Source organism: Phytohabitans rumicis (genome assembly GCF_011764445.1).
GTDB lineage: Bacteria > Actinomycetota > Actinomycetes > Mycobacteriales > Micromonosporaceae > Phytohabitans > Phytohabitans rumicis.
In genome coordinates, this window is record NZ_BLPG01000001.1 from 5208335 (window position 1) to 5227603 (window position 19269).

Genomic DNA, 19269 nt, shown 5'->3' on the forward strand with positions numbered 1-19269 from the left:
ACGGCAGGTGACAGGACCGTCTCTGTAGCTTATTTTCACCTTCGGCAGCTCGTTGTAAGTTATCTACGAGCGAGGGAGGTTTCGTGCAGCGACCCGGTGACGACCCGTACCTGCAGGTGCGTGATCTGCGCGTGCGGTTCGCGACCGAGGACGGCGTGGTGCGGGCGGTGGACGGGGTGTCCTTCGCGGTCGAGCGCGGCCGCACCCTCGGCATCGTCGGCGAGTCGGGCTCCGGCAAGAGCGTCACCAGCCTGGCCGTACTGGGCCTGCACGATCCGAAGCGCACGACCATCACCGGGCAGATCCTCGTCGGCGGCCGCGACATCGCCGGCCGTCCGGATGAGGAGGTACGCCGGCTGCGCGGCCGGGACATGGCCATGATCTTTCAGGATCCGCTGTCGGCCCTGCACCCGTACTACTCGGTGGGCCGGCAGATCGCGGAGGCGTACCGGATCCACCACCCGCGGGCGGGCCGGGGCGAGGCCCGCAAGCGGACGATCGAGATGCTCGACCGGGTCGGCATCCCGCAGCCGGCGAAGCGTGCCGACCAGTACCCGCACGAGTTCTCCGGCGGCATGCGGCAGCGCGCGATGATCGCGATGGCCCTGGTCAACGACCCCGACCTGCTGATCGCGGACGAGCCGACCACCGCGCTCGACGTCACCGTGCAGGCGCAGATCCTGGACCTGCTCGGCGATCTGCAGAAGGAGTTCAACTCGGCGATCATCCTGATCACGCACGACCTGGGCGTGGTCAGCCAGGTCGCCGACGAGGTCCTCGTCATGTACGGCGGGCGGGCGGTCGAGCATGGCGGCGTGGAGCAGGTGCTGCGGGCGCCCCAACACCCGTACACCTGGGGGTTGCTCGCCAGCGTGCCCACCGTGCACGGCGACGCCGGTGCGGACCTGGTCCCGATCCCTGGCAACCCGCCCAGCCTGATCAACCTCCCGCCGGGGTGCGCGTTCCACCCGCGTTGCCGGCACGCGAGCGGGGACTGCTTCACCCAGGTGCCCGAGCTGAGAGATGTCGAACGTCTGATGGTCGCCTGTCACCACCCGGAGGCCAGCCGTGCCCAGTGAACTGCTGCGGGTGGAGGGGTTGACGAAGCACTTCCCGGTCCGGCGCGGCGCCGTACGGGCGGTCGACGGGCTCGACTTCGCGGTCGAGGCGGGGGAGACGCTCGGCCTGGTCGGGGAGTCCGGCTGCGGCAAGACCACGACCGGCCGGATGCTGGTACGCCTGCTGGAGCCCAGCGCCGGAAAGATCGTGTTCGAGGGCCGGGACATCACGCACCTCGGGCGCCGGGCGATGCGGCCGCTGCGGCAGGACCTGCAGATCATCTTCCAGGACCCGTACGCCTCGCTGAACCCGCGGCACACCGTCGGGCGGATCGTGGCGATGCCGATCGAGGTCAACGGCGTACGGCCGCCGGGCGGCGTGAAGAAGCGGGTGCAGGAACTGCTGGAGCTGGTCGGGCTCAACCCCGAGCACTACAACCGGTATCCGCACGAGTTCTCCGGCGGGCAGCGGCAACGGATCGGGATCGCCCGGGCCTTGGCGCTGCGGCCGAAGCTGATCGTGGCCGACGAGCCGGTGTCCGCGCTGGACGTGTCGATCCAGGCCCAGGTGATCAACCTGCTCCGCGGGCTGCAGCGCGACCTCGGCCTGGCGTTCGTGTTCATCGCCCACGACCTGGCGGTGGTCCGCCACTTCTGCCAGCGGGTGGCAGTGATGTACCTGGGCAAGATCGTGGAGATCGGTGACCGGGCCGAGATCTACGAAGAGCCGCGCCATCCGTATACCCGGGCACTGCTCTCCGCCGTACCCGATGTGAATGCCCTCGGCCCGGCTGCCGGGCGGATAAGGCTGACCGGCGATGTGCCGACCCCGCTCGACCCGCCGTCCGGCTGCCGGTTCCGCACGCGGTGCTGGAAGGCGCAGGAGGTCTGTGCCACGACGGAGCCGGCGCTGACCGAGGGCGTGGCCTGTCACTTCCCGGAGAAGAGCCCGGAGGTGGTAACCGTTGAGTCTCACGCCTGAGCTCGTCGGGCGGTCTCCCGGGCAGCTCGCCTGGGTCCGGCTGAAGCGCGACCGGGTCGCGATGGTCAGCGGCGCGGTGCTGCTGTTCTTCTTGCTCGTCGCGCTGGCCGCGCCGCTGATCGAGATGGCCTACGGGGTCGGGCCCTACCAGCAGTTCCAGGACAAGCTGCGCAACAGCGACGGCCTGCCGCTCGGCTACGGGGGCGGGATCTCCGGCGAGCACTGGTTCGGGCTGGAGCCCCGGCTGGGGCGAGACATCTTCATCCGGCTGATCTACGGCATCCGGACCTCACTGTCCATCGCGCTGGCCGCGGCCCTGGTGACGTCCGCGATCGGCATCACGGCCGGCATCGTCGCCGGTTACCTCGGCGGCTGGGTCGACGCGGTGATCAGCTGGGTCACCGATCTGGCGCTCGCGATGCCGTTCCTCATCTTCGCGCTCGCCGTGATGCCGACCGTGGTGCTGCGCTTCTACGGCCCGCGGGAGGAGACGCCGACCTGGTTCCGGGTGGTGGTGGTGATCGCGATCTTCGCGGCGTTCGGCTGGACGAGCACCGCCCGGCTGGTCCGGGGACAGGTGATCTCGCTGCGCGAGCGGGAGTTCGTCGAGGCGGCCAAGGCGAGCGGCGCCGGCCTCGGGCACATGCTCTTCCGGCAGCTGCTGCCGAACATCTGGGCGCCCATCCTGGTGTCGTTTTCGCTGGCGGTGCCGGCGTACGTCACCGGGGAGGCGGCGCTGTCCTTCCTGGGCATCGGCATCACCGACCCGACGCCGGACTTCGGGGCGATGATCTTCGAGAGCATCAAGTACCTGCAGGGCGATCCGGCGTTCGTGTTCTTCCCCGGCGTCGCAATCTTCGTCCTGGTGCTCGCCTTCAACCTCTTCGGTGACGCGCTTCGCGACGCGCTCGACCCGAGATCCTCCCGGTAGGGGCGCCATGTTTCGGTTCCTGGTCAAGCGGCTGCTCTCCGCCGCGCTCACCCTCTTCGCGGTCAGCGTGCTCAGCTTCCTGATGTTCTTCGCGCTGCCGAAGGACCCGGTCACCGGCATGTGCCCGAAGAACTGCAACCCGGAGCGCCTGGAGCGGGTACGCCAGGAACTGGGCCTGCGCGACCCGAAGATCGAGCAGTACGCGGCGTACATGAAGGGCATCGTCGCCGGGCGTGACCTCGGCAGCTCCCAGGGTGGCCGATGCGACGCGCCCTGCCTCGGCTACTCGTACGTCAACAGCGAGGCGGTCACGGACACGCTGGCCCGGGTGCTGCCGGTGACGCTGAGCGTCGTGCTGCCGGCGACGATCCTGTGGCTGGTGCTCGGCGTGGGCCTGGGCATGGTGTCCGCCCTGAAACGCGGGACCGTCCTCGACCGGCTGGCGATCGGCTTTTCGCTCACCGGGGCGTCGATGCAGCTGTACTTCGTCGGCGCGATCCTGCTGATCGTCTTCGTCTACCAGCTCAAGATCTTGCCCAATCCGCACTACACGTCCATCTTCGACGATCCACTCGACTGGGCCTCCGGGATGGTGCTGGCGTGGGTGGCGCTGGCGTTCCTGTTCTCGGCGATCTACGCCCGGCTGGCGCGGGCGCAGATGCTGGAGACGCTGTCGGAGGACTTCGTCCGCACGGCGCGGGCGAAGGGCGTGCCCAAGCGCACGGTCTACGGCCGGCACGCGCTGCGCGCCGCGATCACGCCGCTGGTGACGATCGCCGGCCTCGACGTGGGCGCCGCGCTCGGCGGCACCGTGATCACGGAGATCACGTTCGGCCTGCGCGGGCTCGGGCGTACGGCGGTGGACGCGGTGACGGACGGTGACCTGCCGATGATCATGGCGACCGTCTTGATCTCCGCGGTCTTCGTCGTGCTGGCCAACATCGTGGTCGACCTGCTCTACGCGGCCATCGATCCGCGCGTACGGCTCCGGTGAATTTTACCGTACGGTGACGTTGTTGCTGTAGGTTTCCTTCACTGCACCTATGGGAGGTTCGAGATGCGACCAAGAGTGGCAGCCGCTCTTGCATTGCTTTTGGCAGTGGGCGCCTGCAGTGAGACCAAGGAAGAAGGCCCCGCGGTTGACCAGAACCGTACCGCGACTGGCGTGATCGCCACCGACCCGAAGGACTCGCTCGGCCCGGCCACCGAGGTGCCCGGCGCGACCAAGGGTGGCACGTTCACGATCATCCGCGAGAGCAAGATTTCGCACCTGGACCCGCAGCGGGTGTACTCGTTCGCCGGTCTGATGAACGCCCCGCTCTACGCCCGGTCGTTGACCACGTGGAAGGACGACGGCAAGGGCAACCTGACGCTGGTCGGCGACCTGGCCCAGACCCCCGGCACCAACGTCAACAACGACTGCAAGACCTGGGAATTCAAGATCAAGAGCAACGTGAAGTTCGAGGACGGCAGCCCCATCACGTCCAAGGAGATCGCGTACGGCATCGCGCGCTCGTTCGACCCCGACCTCACCGGTGGCCCGACGTACGTCCAGGAGTGGCTCGCCGACAGCGGCGACTACGACACCAAGTGGGACTTCAAGGCCAACAAGACGTCGCTGCCGCCCGGCCTGACCACGCCGGACGCCAACACGATCCGGTTCGAGTTCGCCAAGGCGCACTGCGACCTGCCGTTCGCGCTCTCGCTGCCGTCGAGCGCGCCGCTGCCGCCCGCCAAGGACACCGGCGTCAACCTCGACAACCAGCCGTTCGCCTCCGGGCCGTACAAGATCACGAAGCACACGCCCGGCGTCGAGCTGGTCATGGAGCGCAACGAGCACTGGGACCCGGCCACCGACCCGGTGCGCCACCAGTACCCGGAGAAGATCGTCTGGTCGTTCGGGCCGGACCCGGACGCGGGCGCCAACCGCGTGATCGCCGACAGCGGCGCCGACCAGGCCGCGCTGGCCTGGAACGGCGTACCGGCCGGGCTGGTGTCCCGGGTCGCCGGCGACGCGGCGCTCAAGTCCCGCTCGATCACGTCCCCGACGCCCTCGGCCTGGCGGCTCACCATCAACACCCAGCGGGTCACCGACCTCGCCGTACGCCAGGCGCTGAACTACGCGATCGACCGCGAGGGCTTCATCAAGGCGTACGGCGGCTCGACGGTCGCGACCCCGCTGACCACGCTGCTGCCGCCGGCCACCATCGGGTACAAGCAGTACGACGCGTACCCGGCCGGCGCGACCGGCAACCCGGAGAAGGCCAAGGAGGTGCTCGCCGGCAAGACGCCGGAGCTGGTGCTCGCGATCGGCGACGACTCCCCCGAGTTGGCCACCCAGCTCAAGGGCAACCTGGAGAAGGCCGGCTTCAAGATCACGGTGAAGACGATCCCGGCCGACTCGAAGCTCGACGAGACCAAGAAGAAGGACAACGCCTGGGACCTGTGGCTGGACCAGTGGGCCGCGGACTGGCCCAGCGGTGCGGCGATCCTGCCGGTGCTCTTCGACGGCCGCTCGATCAAGGCTGAGGGCAACAGCAACACGTCGTACATCAACAACGACGCGATCAACACCGAGTTCGACCGGGTGCTGGCGATGGACCCGTCGGCGCAGGCGTCGGAGTGGCCCAAGCTGGACGAGCGCATCATGAAGGAGCTCGCGCCGGCCGTGCCGCTGTTCGTGGAGGTGGCGTACTACCTGACCGGCTCCAAGGCGGGCGGCGTCTTCATCTCCAGCGTGTTCGGCTACCCCGCACTGGTCAACGCGTACGTGAAGTCGTAGGCGTACACCTGCAAGGAAGGGCCCCTTGTTAACCCCGCGGTTAGCAAGGGGCCCTTCCTATGCAGAAAGCGTTAACAAGGTGCCCTTCCTTGCAGCTCAGACGTGGCGGCGGACGAAGTCCAGTTCCAGGCGGAGCAGTTGCTCGGCCACGCCGCCCGCGGCCATGTGGGTCGCCCCGGTCAGCGGGATCACCGAGTGCGGGCGGCCCGCGGCCAGCATCGCGGCCGACAGGCGCAGCGTGTGGGCGGCCACCACGTTGTCGTCGACGAGGCCGTGGATCAGCAGCAGCGGCCGGGCGTCCTTGGCCGGCTCGCGGGCCAGTTCGATGAGCGAATGGTGCGCGTACACGTCGCTGTTGTCGTCCGGCAGGCCCAGGTAGCGCTCGGTGTACGCGGTGTCGTACAGCCGCCAGTCGGTCACCGGCGCGCCGGCCACCCCGCAACGGAACAGGTCCGGCCGGCGCAGCACCGCGAGCCCGGCCAGCCACCCCCCGAACGACCAGCCGCGGATCGCCACCCGGTCCAGGTCGAGGTCGGGGTGCTTGCCGGCCAGCGCGCCCAGCGCGTCGATCTGGTCGGTGAGCACCACGTCGGCGACCCGCCGGTGGATCACCTTCTCGAACGAGGGGGCCACGCCCGGCGTACCCCGGTTGTCGACCGTGACCACCGCGAACCCGGCGTCGGCCCACCACTGCCGTTCCAGCCAGCGGGACCGGGCGGCCAGCACCTCCTGGTGGCCCGGACCGCCGTACACGTCCAGCAGCACCGGCAGCCGGCGCCCGGTCACGTGGTTGCGCGGGTAGAGCACCGCCGCGGGCAGGCGCCGGTCGGCCACCCGCTCCAGCAGCGGCCGCGGGGAGTACGGCGGCCGGGCGGCCAGCGACTCGATCGTGGCCACCTGCTTGCCGGCCCGCCACACCGTCCACTGGGTGCCGGCCCGGTCCAGCGAGGCCGAGCCAACCGCCAGGACGTCGCCGCCGACCGCGCCGGTGTGCCACCCGGGCGCGGTGGTCAGCGGCCGGATCTCCGCCCCGCCGGCGCCGATCGCTGTGCGTACCCGGAAGAGGTGTTGCTCGCTCGGCTCGGCCTCGCTGGCCTCGACCAGCAGGTCGGGCGAGCCGGCGCCGGCGGCGGCGGACATCCGCCCGACCACCCGCCGCACGTACAGCGACGGCGGCGTGAGCAGGGTGCCGTCGGCGAAGAGGCAGCGCGCGTCGTACCCGTCGTGGGCCAGCTCGCCGCCGACCAGGACCCGGCCGTCGGGCAGGTGGCTCGGCGTGCCGGCGACCGGCTCGACCCAGCGCGGGTCGGCCAGCTCGGCGTGCACCTGGGTCTCGCCGGTGCGCGGGTCGACCGACAGCACCAGTCCGTGCTGCTGCAGCCGGCGCAGCACGGTGATCAACGGTCCGCCCTCGGCCCAGTGCACCGACACCAGGTAGGGGTAGGTCTCCCGGTCCCAGTGCACGTCGACCCAGCCGCCGTCGAGATCGAGCAGGTGCAGCGTGACCTCGGCGTTCTCGGCGCCGGCATAGGGGTACGCCACGCTGGTCGGCGCCGCCTCCGGGCGCGCCGGGTCGTGCAGGTGCCAGCGCGGCACCCGGGACTCGTCGACCCGGGCGGCCAGGATCGAGCGCCCGTCCGGCGCCCACCAGTAGCCCCGGAACCGGGACAGCTCCTCCGCCGCGATGAACTCGGCCAGGCCCCAGGTCACGTCGCCGCCCTCGCCGGCGAGCAGCGCGTCCGTGCCGTCCGCGTGGATGACGTGCAGGTTGCCCGAGGTCACGTACGCGATCCGCCGGCCGGCCGGGTCGGGGCGCGGGTCGACCACCGGGCCGGCCGTGGCCAGCTGCGCCACGTCGCCGGTCGCGAGGTCGGCCCGGAAGAGCCGCCCGCCGAGCGGGAAGGTGGCCACCTTGCCGGCCGGGTCCGTCGCGTACGAGCCGATGCCGCCGGCGGACAGCCGCAGCCGCTCGCGGAGCGCGCGCTCCTCGGCGGGCAGGTCGCCCTCGTCGGTGAGCAGCGTGGCCGGGTCGGCGACCAGCCGCTCGGCGGCCGTCTCGACATCGAGCACCCACAGGGCGTCGGCCGGGTCCTCTGGACCGGCCGACCGCAGGAAGATCACCCGCGAGCCGTCACTCGCGACGCTTACGGCCCGCGGCGCGCCACGGGTGAACCTCCGGGTACGAGCGGCCAGCTCCGGGTACTCCACACACCGGATCGTAATTCCGGCACACCGATACGCCCGACCGCGTACGGCGTGTTGCCCGGAACGTGGTGATCTAACTGACTATCCGGACGCTGCGCGTAGAGTGGCGGCCGTGGCACGACGACTCATGCTGGTCCACGCCCACCCGGACGACGAGACGGTGGGCACCGGCGCGACTATGGCTCACTACGCCGCCGAAGGCGCGCAGATCACGCTGGTGACCTGCACCCTCGGCGAAGAGGGTGAGATCCACGTGCCCGAGCTGGCCCTGCTCGCGGCGGGCGAGGCCGACCAGCTCGGCGGCTACCGGCTCGCCGAGCTGGAGGCCGCTTGCGCCGCGCTGGGCGTGTCCGACCACCGCTTCCTCGGCGGCGCCGGCAGGTACCGCGACTCCGGCATGATGGGCCTGGAGACCAACAAGCACCCGCGCTGCTTCTGGCAGGCCGACGTGGACGAGGCCGCCGGCTTCCTGCTGGAGATCATGCGCGAGGTCCGCCCCCAGGTCGTGATCACGTACGACGAGAACGGCTTCTACGGGCACCCCGACCACATCCAGTCGCACCGGGTCGCCATGCGGGCCGCCGAGCTGGCCACGGCCGAGGGCTTCGGCCCGGCGAAGATCTACTGGACGGCGATGCCGAAGAGCGTGCTGGAGGCCGGCATCAACGCCTTCGCGCAGTCGACGGACAACCCGTTCGCCGGCATCGAACGCGTCGAGGACTTCCCGTTCGGCACGCCGGACGAGCAGATCGCGGCACGGATCGACGGCACCGACCACCACGAGGCCAAGGTCGAGGCCATGCGGGCACACGCCTCCCAGATCCCGGAGTCCTCCTGGCTCTACTCGATCGCCGGCAACTTCGGCAGCGAGTTCATGGGCGTCGAGTACTACACGCTGGCGGTCGGCGAGAAGGGACCCGGCGTCGGCCCGTACGGCTGGGAAAACGACATCTTCGCCGGTCTCGCACCTTCCTCGCCGGTCTAACGTGATGAGCCTGCAGAGCCCGCTCGAAGTGGAGCCGGTGACGGAGCCGGCGCCACCATCCCCGTTCGACAAGGTGGCCGACGTGGCCCTCCGGGTGGCCGGCGGGATCATCGCGGTGATCGCGGCCCTGGCCACCGGCGTCCTGGAGCTGATGCTCGCCCAGGTACGCGTCGGCGGCTACCTGATCGGCGTGTCGGTCGTGGCCGCGGTGGTGCTCAACATGCTGCTCGGCTGGTTCGCGTACGCCACGGTCGGGCGGAAGTGGGCGATCGCGCTGCCCGCCGCGTGCTGGATCGTGCTGATGATGGTGGCCTCCGGGCGTACCACCGAGGGCGACCTCCTGCTGGTCGGGCCGCAGGGCAACGCGGTGGTGGACGCCAACAGCTGGGTGGGCCTCACCATGATCTTCGCGGGGTCGATCGCGTTTGCCGTGATCGGTTTCCGATTGATGCTCGCGTCTACGCGCCGTGTCTGACTACTCTCTAGCGGCATGAAGGACCGTTGGCTGCCGATTGGCGTGCTCGCGGGTGTGCTGTTCGCGGTTAACGTGGCGGCCCGCCTGGTGGCCCGCGTCGGGTTCGACAACAAGACCGAGGCCCAGGACCGGATCTCACTGGGGATGTTCGTCGTCATCGGGCTGATCCTGGCGACGATGGCGTTCATCTGGGGGCGCCGCCATCCGACCGCGCGCTGGATCGCCGACATCGGCGCCGCCGCCCTGGCCGCGATGCTGCTGACCATCTTCGTCGGCCCGTTCATCAGCGGCGACACGCCGTTCGCCGGCGGCGCGGGGGAGTTCTTCTCCCAGGTCTGGCTGTACGGCGGCTTCGCGATCGGCGGGTCACTGGTCGGCTATTTGCTCCTGGTCGCGCTCGGGCTGGACTACCGGTCGCAGTCGCTGAAGCGGTACGCCGAGACCAAGCTGGCCAAGCCCCGCCGCCCAGTCCGCCGTTGATCAAGGATTTCTGCGTCGATCAAGGGCATACGGTCGTGGTTTGGAGATCGAAGCACGGCCGTTTGCCCTTGATCGACGGGGAAGTCCTTGATCGACGCGCGGAGCGCGCCGAGCCGCGCCGCGCCGAGCGCGCGGGGAGCGCGCGCGGAGCGGGTGAGGGGCTAGGGGAGGGGGGCTTCGCGGGTTAGGTAACTGTGGTGGGTGGTGAAGCCGAGCTTCGAGTAGAGCGCGTTGGCTGCTGTGTTGCGCTCCTCGACCTGGAGGAACGCCCGGGTCGCGCCCGCCTCGGACGCCCACCGGGCGAGTGCGGCGATCACCTGCTGGGCCAGGCCGCCGCGCTGGGCTTCGGGGACCACCTCGATCAACGCGAGGCAGAGCCACTGCCCTTCCCCGGTCACCGTGCCGCGGGCGATCGCGAGCAGGCGCCCGTTCTCGTCGTACACGTGCGCGAAGCGGAGCTGGCGCACGGCGGTGAGGATGTGTCGGGCGGCGGCCGGCAGACCGCCCTTCCGGCCCGCGGCGATGGCGAGCCAGTCGTCGGAGGGCGCGTGGGCGAGCTGGACCTTGGCGCGCGGCGGCACGGCGTCGACGATCGCGCGCAGCGGCGCGGTCTGGACCAGGGTGAGCGGGCGGGCGCTCCAGCCGCGGGCGTCGAGGGAGGCGCCGACCGGGGTGGCCAGCGGCAGCGGCGTGTTGATGAGGGGGCGCAGTCCGTGCTCGACGTACCACCGCTCGACCGCGTCGATGGCGGCCTCCAAGGGGCGGTCGGGGTCGCCGATCGGCAGCGCGGAGTTGCCCCGGCCGGTCCAGCCGTCGGCGGCCCGCAGCAGCCAGCCGCCCAGGTGGTCCTGCACGGGCGCCGGCCACGCCTCGTTGGCCGCGAGTTCGAGGGCGATGACGTCCGCGGCGTTCGGCCGCCGCCGGGGCGGCACCCGCTTCGCCCGATGGATCTCATCCAGTGGTACGCGCAGCGGGCCCTTCGCCGTCGCCAGCGTGAGATCCGTCTCGGTGATCTCGACCAGCTCGCCGAGCGCGTCGGTGTATAGGGGACGATTATTGCGAACACCTACAATTCGCCGCACGACGACGCGGTGTCCCACATCCTGCTGCCGGAGCACTTTCCACCCCCTCTCCGGCGAGATACTAGGCTGCAAGCGTCGCTAGTGAAGAGCGGCGTGGCTTGCGGAGAGGAAGACCCGTGACCTACATCATCGCCGAGCCGTGCGTGGACCTGCTCGACAAGGCGTGCATCGAGGAATGCCCGGTCGACTGCATCTACGAGGGCAACCGGATGCTGTACATCCACCCCGATGAGTGCGTTGACTGTGGGGCCTGTGAGCCGGTTTGTCCGGTAGAAGCGATCTTCTATGAGGACGACGTCCCTGAGCAGTGGAAGGACTACACCGGAGCCAACTACGAGTTCTTCGAGGACCTCGGTTCCCCGGCGGCGCCTCCAAGGTCGGCAAGCTGGAGAAGGACGCGACGTTCGTCGCCGCCCAGCCGCCGCGGGAGACCGAGCACTGAGCCCGGTCTCCTCAGGGCTGCCCGACTTTCCGTGGGACCTGCTGGAGCCCGCCAAGCGGGTCGCCGCCCAGCACGCTGACGGCATCGTCGATCTGTCCGTCGGCACCCCGGTCGATCCGGTGCCGACGGCGATCCGTGCCGCGCTGGCTGGCGCGGCGGACTCGCCCGGCTATCCGCTGACGGCCGGCACGCCGGCGCTGCGGACGGCCCTGGCCGACTGGGCCGTCCGGGAGTGCGGGGCGCTCCCGCACGGGCTCGGCGTGCTGCCCACCATCGGCTCGAAGGAGCTGGTCGCCTGGCTGCCGACGCTGCTCGGCCTCGGCCCGGGCGACCAGGTGGTCATCCCGACCGTCTGCTACCCCACGTACGAGGTGGGCGTGCGGCTGGCCGGCGCGGCCGTGATCCGCAGCGACTCCCTCACGGCCGTGGGGCCCAGCAGCCGGGTACGGCTGGTCTGGGTCAACTCGCCGTCCAACCCGACCGGCCGGGTGCTGCCGACCGCGCACCTGCGCAAGGTCGTCGACTGGGCGCGCGAGCGGGGCGCCGTGGTGGCCAGCGACGAGTGCTACCTCACGCTCGGCTGGGAAGAGTCGCCGGTGTCGGTGCTGTCGGCGGAGGTCAACGGCGGCCGGTACGACGGCGTACTGGCGGTGCACTCGCTCTCCAAGCGGTCCAACCTGGCCGGCTACCGGGCCGGGTTCGTGGCCGGCGACCCGGCGCTGGTGGCGGAGCTGTTGGCCGTACGCAAGCACGCCGGCATGATGGTGCCCGCCCCGGTGCAGGCCGCCATGGTGGCCGCGCTGGCCGACGAGTCGCACGCCGCGGCGCAGCGGGCTCTTTACGCCGCCCGCCGCGACCTGCTGCGGCCCGCGCTGGCGAAGGCCGGCTTCGAGATCGAGCACTCGGCGGCCGGGCTGTACCTGTGGGCCACCCGCGGCGAGGACTGCTGGTCCACGGTGGACTGGTTCGCGGCGCGGGGCATCCTGGTGGCGCCCGGGGCGGTCTACGGGCCGGCCGGCGAGCGACACGTACGGGTGGCGTTGACCGCGACGGATGAGCGCGTCGCGGCCGCCGTGGAACGCCTCGCGATCTAGGGATTTCCCGCCGATCAAGGGCATATGGTCGTGCTTTAGAGATCCATCCACGACCATATGTCCTTGATCGGCGGATGTTGGCGGGGATTCGGCGGATGTTGGCGTGGAACTGGGCGCCACGGGCGATGGCAATCCGGACAGCCGGCTGGTAGAACCAACCCTGCCGAGAGTAAGGGGAGGCCGTGTCGGCCCGACGGACGTTGACCTACTACGGGGCATGGATGGCCAGCCTCGGGGTAGGCGCCTTCGTCGCGCCGGGTCTGCACCTGTATTTCTGGGCAGCGGTCGGCGTGAGCAGCGTCGCGGCCATCCTGTGGGGCGTGCACCGGCACCTGCCGATGCGGCGGCACCCGTGGTGGTTTCTCGCCATCGGCATCGCCATTTTCACGGCCGGGGATCTCGTATTCAACGCGAGCGGCGGTGAGTCCACGCCATTCCTGTCCAACGTTCTTTATCTGAGCGTCTTTCCCTGATGATCGCCGGATACTGGGGATTCACCCGGGCCAGCCATACGATTCGCGACCGGGCCGGCCTGCTGGATCTGCTGGTGGTCGTGTCCGCCGGTGCGCTGCTGTCGTGGGTCTTCCTCCTCGGTCCGGACATGGCCGCACCGGATCTCACCTCGTTCGAGAAGTCGGTGCTCGGCGCGTACGCGCTGGGCAACCTGCTGATCCTCGCGACGAACGTGCGGCTGCTGGCGACGTACCAGCGGACGACCGCAGTGGTCTTCCTGTCCGTCGGCGCGGCCGGGATGCTCACCGCGGACATCCTGTACGGCCTGACCACGATCAACGGAAGCTGGCAGAACGGCAGCCCGGTCGACATCGGCTGGCTGGTCTTCTATGCCGCCTGGGGCGCCGCCGCCCTGCACCCGTCGATGCGCGGCCTGACCGCGCCCGCGGACGACCGGCGCGGCGAGGTCAACCGCGGCTGGCTGGTGCTGCTCGGCGTGGCGTCGATGATCCCGCCCGCGGTGCTGCTCATCCAGGCGATGAGCGGCGAGATCCGGGACGGCGCGATCATCGCGGTGTCGTCCGGGGTCGTGTTCTGCATCGTGCTGAGCCGGCTGACCGACTCGATCCAGGCGCACCGGCAGGTGGTCGCGCGCGAGCGGGGCATGCGGGAGGCGTGCGCCGCGCTCGTCTCCGCCACCGACGCGCCCGAGGTCAACCGGGCGGTCCGGGCCGCGGTCGCCAGGCTCATCCCGCCGGGCACCGGCTACCGGGTGGTGTTCGCCGTGCACCACGCGGATGGCGTGCCCGCCACGGCGGTCAGCATCTGGGGCCCGACCGTGGTGCCGTCCGTCCTGCCGCACGGGGCCCGGGGCGCGGCCGCCGCGCGCAAGACCAGGATTCTTCGGGTACGCATGCTGCACCCGGCCCTGGCCGAGCAGCTCGGCGGGTTCGAGTCCACTGTGCTCTGTCCACTCGTGCTCGACTCACCGGTCGGCGGGGCGCCCCGGGTCGGCGCGCTGCTGGTGGCCGCCGAGGCCGGGGTGCTGGGCGGGCTGCGCGACTCGCTGGAGGTGCTCGCCGGCCAGGCCGCCCTGGCGCTGGAGCGGATCGGGCTCAGCGACGAGGTCAACCGGCGGGACAGCGAGGCGTACTTCCGGTCGCTCGTACAGAGCACCACCGACGTGATCCTCATCCTGGGCGACGACGACCGCGTCCGGTACGCCAGCCCGTCCACCGCGACCGTGCTCGGCGTCGACCCGGCGCAGTGCACGACGCTGTCGGCGGCCATCCACCCGGACGACCGGGCCGCCGTACGGCAGACGCTGGACCTCGCGCGCTCCGCCCAACTGGAGCCCACCGACTGGACACAGTGGAGCCTGCAGCACCCGGACGGCCGCCCGGTGCACGTCGAGGTGAGCTGCCTCGACCTGCGCCGCGACCGGGCCGTACGCGGGCTCGTGATCACCATGCGCGACGTGACCGCGCGCCGCCAGCTGGAGCGGCAGCTCAGCCACCAGGCCCTGCACGACGCGCTCACCGGCCTGCCCAACCGCGCCCTCTTCCGGGACCGCGTCGACGAGGCGGCCCGGCAGGCGGCGGTGGGCGGCGGGTGCGCCGCGGTCCTGCTGGTGGACATCGACGACTTCACGATGGTCAACGACACCTCCGGCCACACCGTCGGCGACGAGCTGCTGACCGCGGTGGGCCAGCGGATCTCGGCCACGCTGGCCCAGGTGCTGGGCGAGCAGGCCACCGTGGCGCGGGTGGGCGGCGACGAGTTCGGCGCGATCCTCGACGAGGTCGCCGATCCCACCGCGGCCGAGCAGATCGCCGCCGCGGTGGTGGCGGCGCTGACCCAGTCGTTCCGGCTCGGCGACACGGTGGTGAGCGCCCTGGCGAGCGTCGGGCTGGCCACGACCGCCGACGCGTCCGGCCCGGACGATCTGCTGCGCCAGGCCGACCTGGCACTGCGGCTGGCCAAGGGCGCGGGCAAGGGTCGCTGGCGGCGCTACCAGCCCGCCGTACACGCGGCGGTGCTCCAGCGGATCGAGCTGCGCGCCGCGCTGGAGCAGGCGGTCGCCGACCTCGACTTCACGGTGGCGTACCAGCCGATCGTGGGGGTGGAAAGCGATGCGACGGTGGGCTTCGAGGCGCTGGTGCGCTGGCGCCACCCGACGCTCGGGCTGGTCTCGCCGGACGAGTTCATCGACGTCGCCGAGGAGACCGGTCTCATCGAGCCGATCGGGGACTGGGTGCTGCAGCAGGCGATCGCCGCGGCCACCCGGTGGCCCGGCACGCCGTACGTCAGCGTCAACGTGTCCGCCCGCCAGTTCCGGGCGCCCGGCTTCGTGGAGAACGTCCGCAAGGAGTTGCTCGCGGCCAACCTGGCGCCGACCCGGCTCGTGCTGGAGATCACCGAACGGCTGCTGCTGCGCGACGACGAGCAGGTGTGGCTCGACCTGACCGGCCTGCGTGAGCTGGGCGTGCGGATCGCCATCGACGACTTCGGCACCGGCTTTTCCTCGCTCAGCTATCTGCAACAGGTGCCGATCGACATTCTGAAGATCGACAAGTCGTTCACCGCCACCGTGGCGTCGTCCGCCCGGCAACAGGCCATTGTGGACGGCATCGTGCGGCTCGCCCAGACCCTCAGCCTGGACGTCGTCGCCGAGGGCATCGAGACCGCGGCCGACCGCGACCTGCTGCGCGACATCCGTTGCCCGTACGGCCAGGGATACCTCTACTCGCACCCCCTCGACCCCGACGACATCGACGGTTGGCTGCGCTTTGAGCGCGACACCGCTGGTGCCGAGGTCGCCGCGATCAACTGAGTCCCTTGTCGACTTCCCGAAAACTTCAGTGTCTGGTTTGGGGCTGCGGGATACATACTCGGTATGCAATGCTGGTCCCATTCGAACGGGGCCGGCGTCTATATAGACGCCAGTAGAGGAGGTTGCGTTGCAACTCCGAGGGAAGTTATTAGCCACCGCTCTCGCCACTGGACTCGTGCTCGGCACGGCCCAGGCTGGCTGGGCGGCACCGGGCGCGGACGCCGCATCGGCGGGCACCGCGACAGGCAGCCGGGGCATCGCGGTGACGCTGCTGACCGGCGACCAGATCCTGCTCGCGTCGGCCGACGCCGACTCCGTCGCGGTGCGGCCGGGGAAAAACCGCCAAGGGGTACGGTTCGCCACCTACCGCAGCCGCGACGCGCTGTATGTGATCCCGGCTGACGCCCAGCCGCTCGTGCAGGCCGGAAAGCTGGACAAGCGCCTCTTTGACGTACGGGGGCTGATCCGGGCCGGTTACCACGACGCGGTCCGCGACAGCCTGCCGCTGATCGTCCAGTATGGACAGGGTGCCGCCGCCCAGCGGGCCGGTGCGACGCTGTCCGCCGCGGGTGCGAAGGTCACCCGCCAGCTGGCGCCGGTCGGTGGCGCGGCGCTCGCCGCCAAGAAGGACCGGGCCGCCGAGATCTGGGCGGCCGTGACCGCGCAGACCAGCGTCAAGAAGATCTGGCTGGACGGCAAGCGCCGGGTCTCGCTGGACAAGAGCGTGCCGCAGATCGGCGCCCCGGCCGCGTGGCAGGCCGGTTACACGGGCGAGGGCATCACCGTCGCGGTGCTGGACACCGGCATCGACACGACGCATCCCGACCTGGCCGGCAAGGTGGCCGAGTCGCGCAACTTCACCGAGGACCCGGAGAACCGGGACATCATCGGCCACGGCACGCACGTCGCCTCGACGATCGCCGGCAGCGGCGCGGCGTCCGGTGGCAAGTACAAGGGTGTGGCGCCTGACGCCACGCTGCTGAGCGGCAAGGTGTGCGAGTCCACCTTCTGCACCGAGTCCGCGATCCTGGCCGGCATGGAGTGGGCCGCCGCGGAAAAGCACGCCACGGCCATCAACCTCAGCCTCGGCGGCGGAGACACCCCGGAGATCGACCCGCTGGAGGAGGCGGTCGACAGGCTGACCGCCGAGACCGGCACGCTCTTCGTGATCGCCGCGGGCAACAGTGGTTCCGGCGATGGGACGATCGACTCGCCGGGCAGCGCTGACGCGGCGCTCACGGTCGGCGCGGTCGACAAGTCCGACGAGTTGGCGGAGTTCTCCAGCCGCGGCCCGCGGGTCGGCGACGACGGGATGAAGCCCGACATCACCGCGCCCGGCGTCGACATCGTCGCGGCGAAGGCGGCCGGCACCGAGATGGGCGAAACGGTTGACGGCCAGTACGTCTCGGCGTCCGGCACCTCGATGGCCACGCCGCACGTGGTCGGCGCGGTCGCCCTGCTCGCCGAGCAGCACCCGGACTGGAAGGCGGGTCAGCTCAAGGCCACGCTGACGGCAGCGGCGAAGCCGAATCCGTCGCTCACGGCGTACCAGCAAGGTGCTGGCCGCGTCGACGTGGCTCGCGCTATCACGCAGACGGTGACCACCGATCCGGTCGGTGTCTCCTTTGGACGGCCGCTGTGGCCGCACAATGACGACGAGCCGATCGCCCGGACCGTCACCTACCGCAACGGCGGCACGGCGGCCGTGACGCTGGACCTGGGGGTCGCCATCAACGGGCCGGACGGCGCGCCCGCGCCGGCCGGGATGTTCACCCCGAGCGCCACGCAAATCACCGTGCCGGCCGGCGGCCAGGCACAGGTGACCGTCACCGCCAACACCCGGGTGGCCGGGCCGGACGGGCTCTACTCGGGCCAGCTGGTCGCCACCGGCGGGTCGAGCGTGGTGCAGACCGCGCTGGGCGTCAACAAGGAGGTCGAGAGCTACAACGTCACGGTCACGTACCTGGACCGCAACGGCGCCACGCCGGAGCGCTACCTGGGCCTGATCATCGGCCTCGACTCGTTCTACCTCGGCGACGTGTTCAACGAGGAGGGCACCGCCACCCGGCGCGTGCCGAAGGGGCGGTACAGCCTCTCGGCGTTCCTCGACACGCGGCGCGGCGAGGACGATTTCGAGACCACGCTGGTGGTGCAGCCCCTGGTCAACGTGACCAAGGACACCGCGGTCACGCTGGACGCGCGCCAGGGCAAGCCGGTGCTGACCACGATCCCGGAGCGGTCGGCCGTGCCGGCGCTGATCGACATCTCGTTCGTCCACTTCACCTCCTACGGCTGGAGCTTCAGCATCGGGGTGTGGGCGGACGCCTGGGACCAGGTGACCACGGCGCAGATCGGCGCGGCACCGCCGGCGAGCGAGTTCGTCTCGTACGTGGCGAGCCAGTGGGCCAAGCCGGACGCGGAGGGCAGCTTCGCCGACTCTCCGTACTTCTACGGCGTGGCGGAGAGCTTCCCCGGGCGGCTGCCGACCGGATACACCAAGCACTACCAGGCCCGAGACCTGGCCACCGTGCGCCAGGAGTTCGGGGTCGCACCGGCCGGGCTGACCGCCGAACGCTTCATCTTCCCGGAGTTGTCCGAGAACCTGGGCGCGTCGGCGATCGTCCTCCCCACCGACCTCCCCGGTCGCCGGACCGAGTACTTCAGCACGAAGGGCGTCAAGTGGGCGCCCGAGATGTGGTTCGGCGTCGTGGACGAAGAGGGCTGGCTGAATGCGCAGGCGGTGCTCGTGCAGACGCCCGTGGCGTACCGGGCGGGCACGGTCCACCGGGACGCGTGGAACACCGGACCGTTCGGCCCGGTGCTCGGGACGCCGCGCTGGGACTTCCAGTGGGTCAGTCGGCAGGGTGACCAGATCTACGTGGACATGTCGTTCTACGGCGACCGGGCCGGCCACCAGGGTTACTCGTTGACCGACACGTCGCGCACCGCGCTGTACCGCAACGGCAAGCTGGTCGGCGAGTTCGAGTGCTCGGCCTGTGGCGCTTTCGAGGTGCCGCCGGGCCAGGCCGTCTACCGGTTGGAGGCGGCGGACACGCGCAGCGTCGGCGACCTGACCACCAAGGTCAGCGGCGTGTGGACGTTCCGGTCCGCGCACGTCGGCGGGGAGCGGTTCGCCAAGTTGCCGGTCTCCGTGGTGCGGTTCGCGCCGAGGTTGGACGTCAACAACGCGGCTCCGGCCGGCAAGGCGTACGAGATCCCGGTGACCGTCCAGCGGCAGCCGGGCGCGCCGGGCGGCCGCGTGAAGACGCTGACCGTCGAGGTCTCGTACGACGACGGTAAGACCTGGCAGAAGGCGTCCTTGCGAAAGACCAAGGACGGCTGGGTCGCCAAGGTGAAGCACCCGCGCGGTGGCGGCTTCGTGTCGCTGCGGGCGGCTGCCCGGGACACGCTAGGCAACACGGTCACCCAGACCGTCATCCACGCGTACCGCCTGAAGTGATGCAAGG

14 protein-coding genes and 1 pseudogene are annotated in these 19269 nt (G+C 70.7%); 13 read left to right on the plus strand and 2 right to left on the minus strand.

Features of this window, described 5'->3' with window-relative positions:
- Nucleotides 1-83 precede the first annotated feature (83 nt).
- From Prum_RS23585 to Prum_RS23605, 5 genes are all read left to right on the plus strand, one after another.
- Nucleotides 84-1079, plus strand: a complete 996-nt coding sequence (locus tag Prum_RS23585; protein ID WP_173078476.1) for an ABC transporter ATP-binding protein — start codon at nt 84-86, stop codon at nt 1077-1079.
- Nucleotides 1069-2040, plus strand: a complete 972-nt coding sequence (locus Prum_RS23590; RefSeq protein ID WP_173078477.1) for an ABC transporter ATP-binding protein — start codon at nt 1069-1071, stop codon at nt 2038-2040. Before Prum_RS23585 ends, Prum_RS23590 begins: the two co-directional genes overlap by 11 nt.
- Nucleotides 2024-2971: an ABC transporter permease gene (locus Prum_RS23595; protein WP_246278047.1), complete on the plus strand. Its 948-nt coding sequence runs from the start codon at nt 2024-2026 to the stop codon at nt 2969-2971. The genes Prum_RS23590 and Prum_RS23595 overlap by 17 nt, the downstream gene beginning before the upstream one ends.
- A gap of 7 nt (nt 2972-2978) precedes the next feature.
- Nucleotides 2979-3965 carry an ABC transporter permease gene (locus tag Prum_RS23600; RefSeq protein ID WP_173078478.1) on the plus strand — a complete coding sequence of 329 codons (987 nt, stop codon included), beginning with the start codon at nt 2979-2981 and terminating at the stop codon, nt 3963-3965.
- Between the two features lie 171 nt (nt 3966-4136).
- The gene (locus tag Prum_RS23605; RefSeq protein ID WP_246278048.1) at nt 4137-5753 is read left to right on the plus strand and encodes an ABC transporter substrate-binding protein; all 1617 of its coding nucleotides are present in this window, start codon (nt 4137-4139) and stop codon (nt 5751-5753) included.
- 96 nt (nt 5754-5849) lie between these two features.
- Here the strand turns inward: Prum_RS23605 and Prum_RS23610 are convergent, their stop codons facing one another.
- The gene (locus tag Prum_RS23610; protein WP_173078480.1) at nt 5850-7961 is read right to left on the minus strand and encodes a S9 family peptidase; all 2112 of its coding nucleotides are present in this window, start codon (nt 7959-7961) and stop codon (nt 5850-5852) included.
- Nucleotides 7962-8085: 124 nt separating this feature from the next.
- Here Prum_RS23610 and mshB point away from each other — a divergent pair, with 124 nt between their 5' ends.
- The 3 genes from mshB to Prum_RS23625 are packed head-to-tail and all read left to right on the plus strand — an operon-like array spanning nt 8086 to nt 9898.
- Nucleotides 8086-8943, plus strand: a complete 858-nt coding sequence (gene mshB / locus Prum_RS23615) for an N-acetyl-1-D-myo-inositol-2-amino-2-deoxy-alpha-D-glucopyranoside deacetylase (protein ID WP_173084085.1) — start codon at nt 8086-8088, stop codon at nt 8941-8943.
- A 4-nt stretch (nt 8944-8947) separates the two neighbouring features.
- The gene (locus Prum_RS23620; protein ID WP_246278049.1) at nt 8948-9418 is read left to right on the plus strand and encodes a hypothetical protein; all 471 of its coding nucleotides are present in this window, start codon (nt 8948-8950) and stop codon (nt 9416-9418) included.
- A gap of 15 nt (nt 9419-9433) precedes the next feature.
- Nucleotides 9434-9898 (plus strand): hypothetical protein, encoded by a 465-nt coding sequence (locus Prum_RS23625; protein ID WP_173078482.1) that lies wholly within the window; start codon nt 9434-9436, stop codon nt 9896-9898.
- Between the two features lie 161 nt (nt 9899-10059).
- Here Prum_RS23625 and Prum_RS23630 read toward each other — a convergent pair whose 3' ends face one another.
- The gene (locus Prum_RS23630) at nt 10060-11016 is read right to left on the minus strand and encodes a GNAT family N-acetyltransferase (RefSeq protein WP_173078483.1); all 957 of its coding nucleotides are present in this window, start codon (nt 11014-11016) and stop codon (nt 10060-10062) included.
- A gap of 80 nt (nt 11017-11096) precedes the next feature.
- Between Prum_RS23630 and fdxA the strand changes: the two are divergent.
- The 5 genes and pseudogenes from fdxA (at nt 11097) to Prum_RS23655 (ending at nt 19262) form a co-directional block, all read left to right on the plus strand.
- A pseudogene (gene fdxA, locus Prum_RS23635) lies at nt 11097-11422 on the plus strand (ferredoxin).
- The gene (gene dapC, locus Prum_RS23640) at nt 11419-12516 is read left to right on the plus strand and encodes a succinyldiaminopimelate transaminase (RefSeq protein WP_218577739.1); all 1098 of its coding nucleotides are present in this window, start codon (nt 11419-11421) and stop codon (nt 12514-12516) included. Before fdxA ends, dapC begins: the two are co-directional and overlap by 4 nt.
- A gap of 221 nt (nt 12517-12737) precedes the next feature.
- Nucleotides 12738-12989, plus strand: a complete 252-nt coding sequence (locus Prum_RS23645) for a hypothetical protein (RefSeq protein WP_173078484.1) — start codon at nt 12738-12740, stop codon at nt 12987-12989.
- Nucleotides 12989-15802 carry a putative bifunctional diguanylate cyclase/phosphodiesterase gene (locus tag Prum_RS23650; protein ID WP_173078485.1) on the plus strand — a complete coding sequence of 938 codons (2814 nt, stop codon included), beginning with the start codon at nt 12989-12991 and terminating at the stop codon, nt 15800-15802. Before Prum_RS23645 ends, Prum_RS23650 begins: the two co-directional genes overlap by 1 nt.
- Nucleotides 15803-15977: 175 nt before the next feature.
- Nucleotides 15978-19262, plus strand: coding sequence for a S8 family serine peptidase (locus tag Prum_RS23655; protein ID WP_173078486.1), 3285 nt, complete (start codon nt 15978-15980; stop codon nt 19260-19262).
- The last annotated feature ends 7 nt before the right edge of the window (nt 19263-19269 follow it).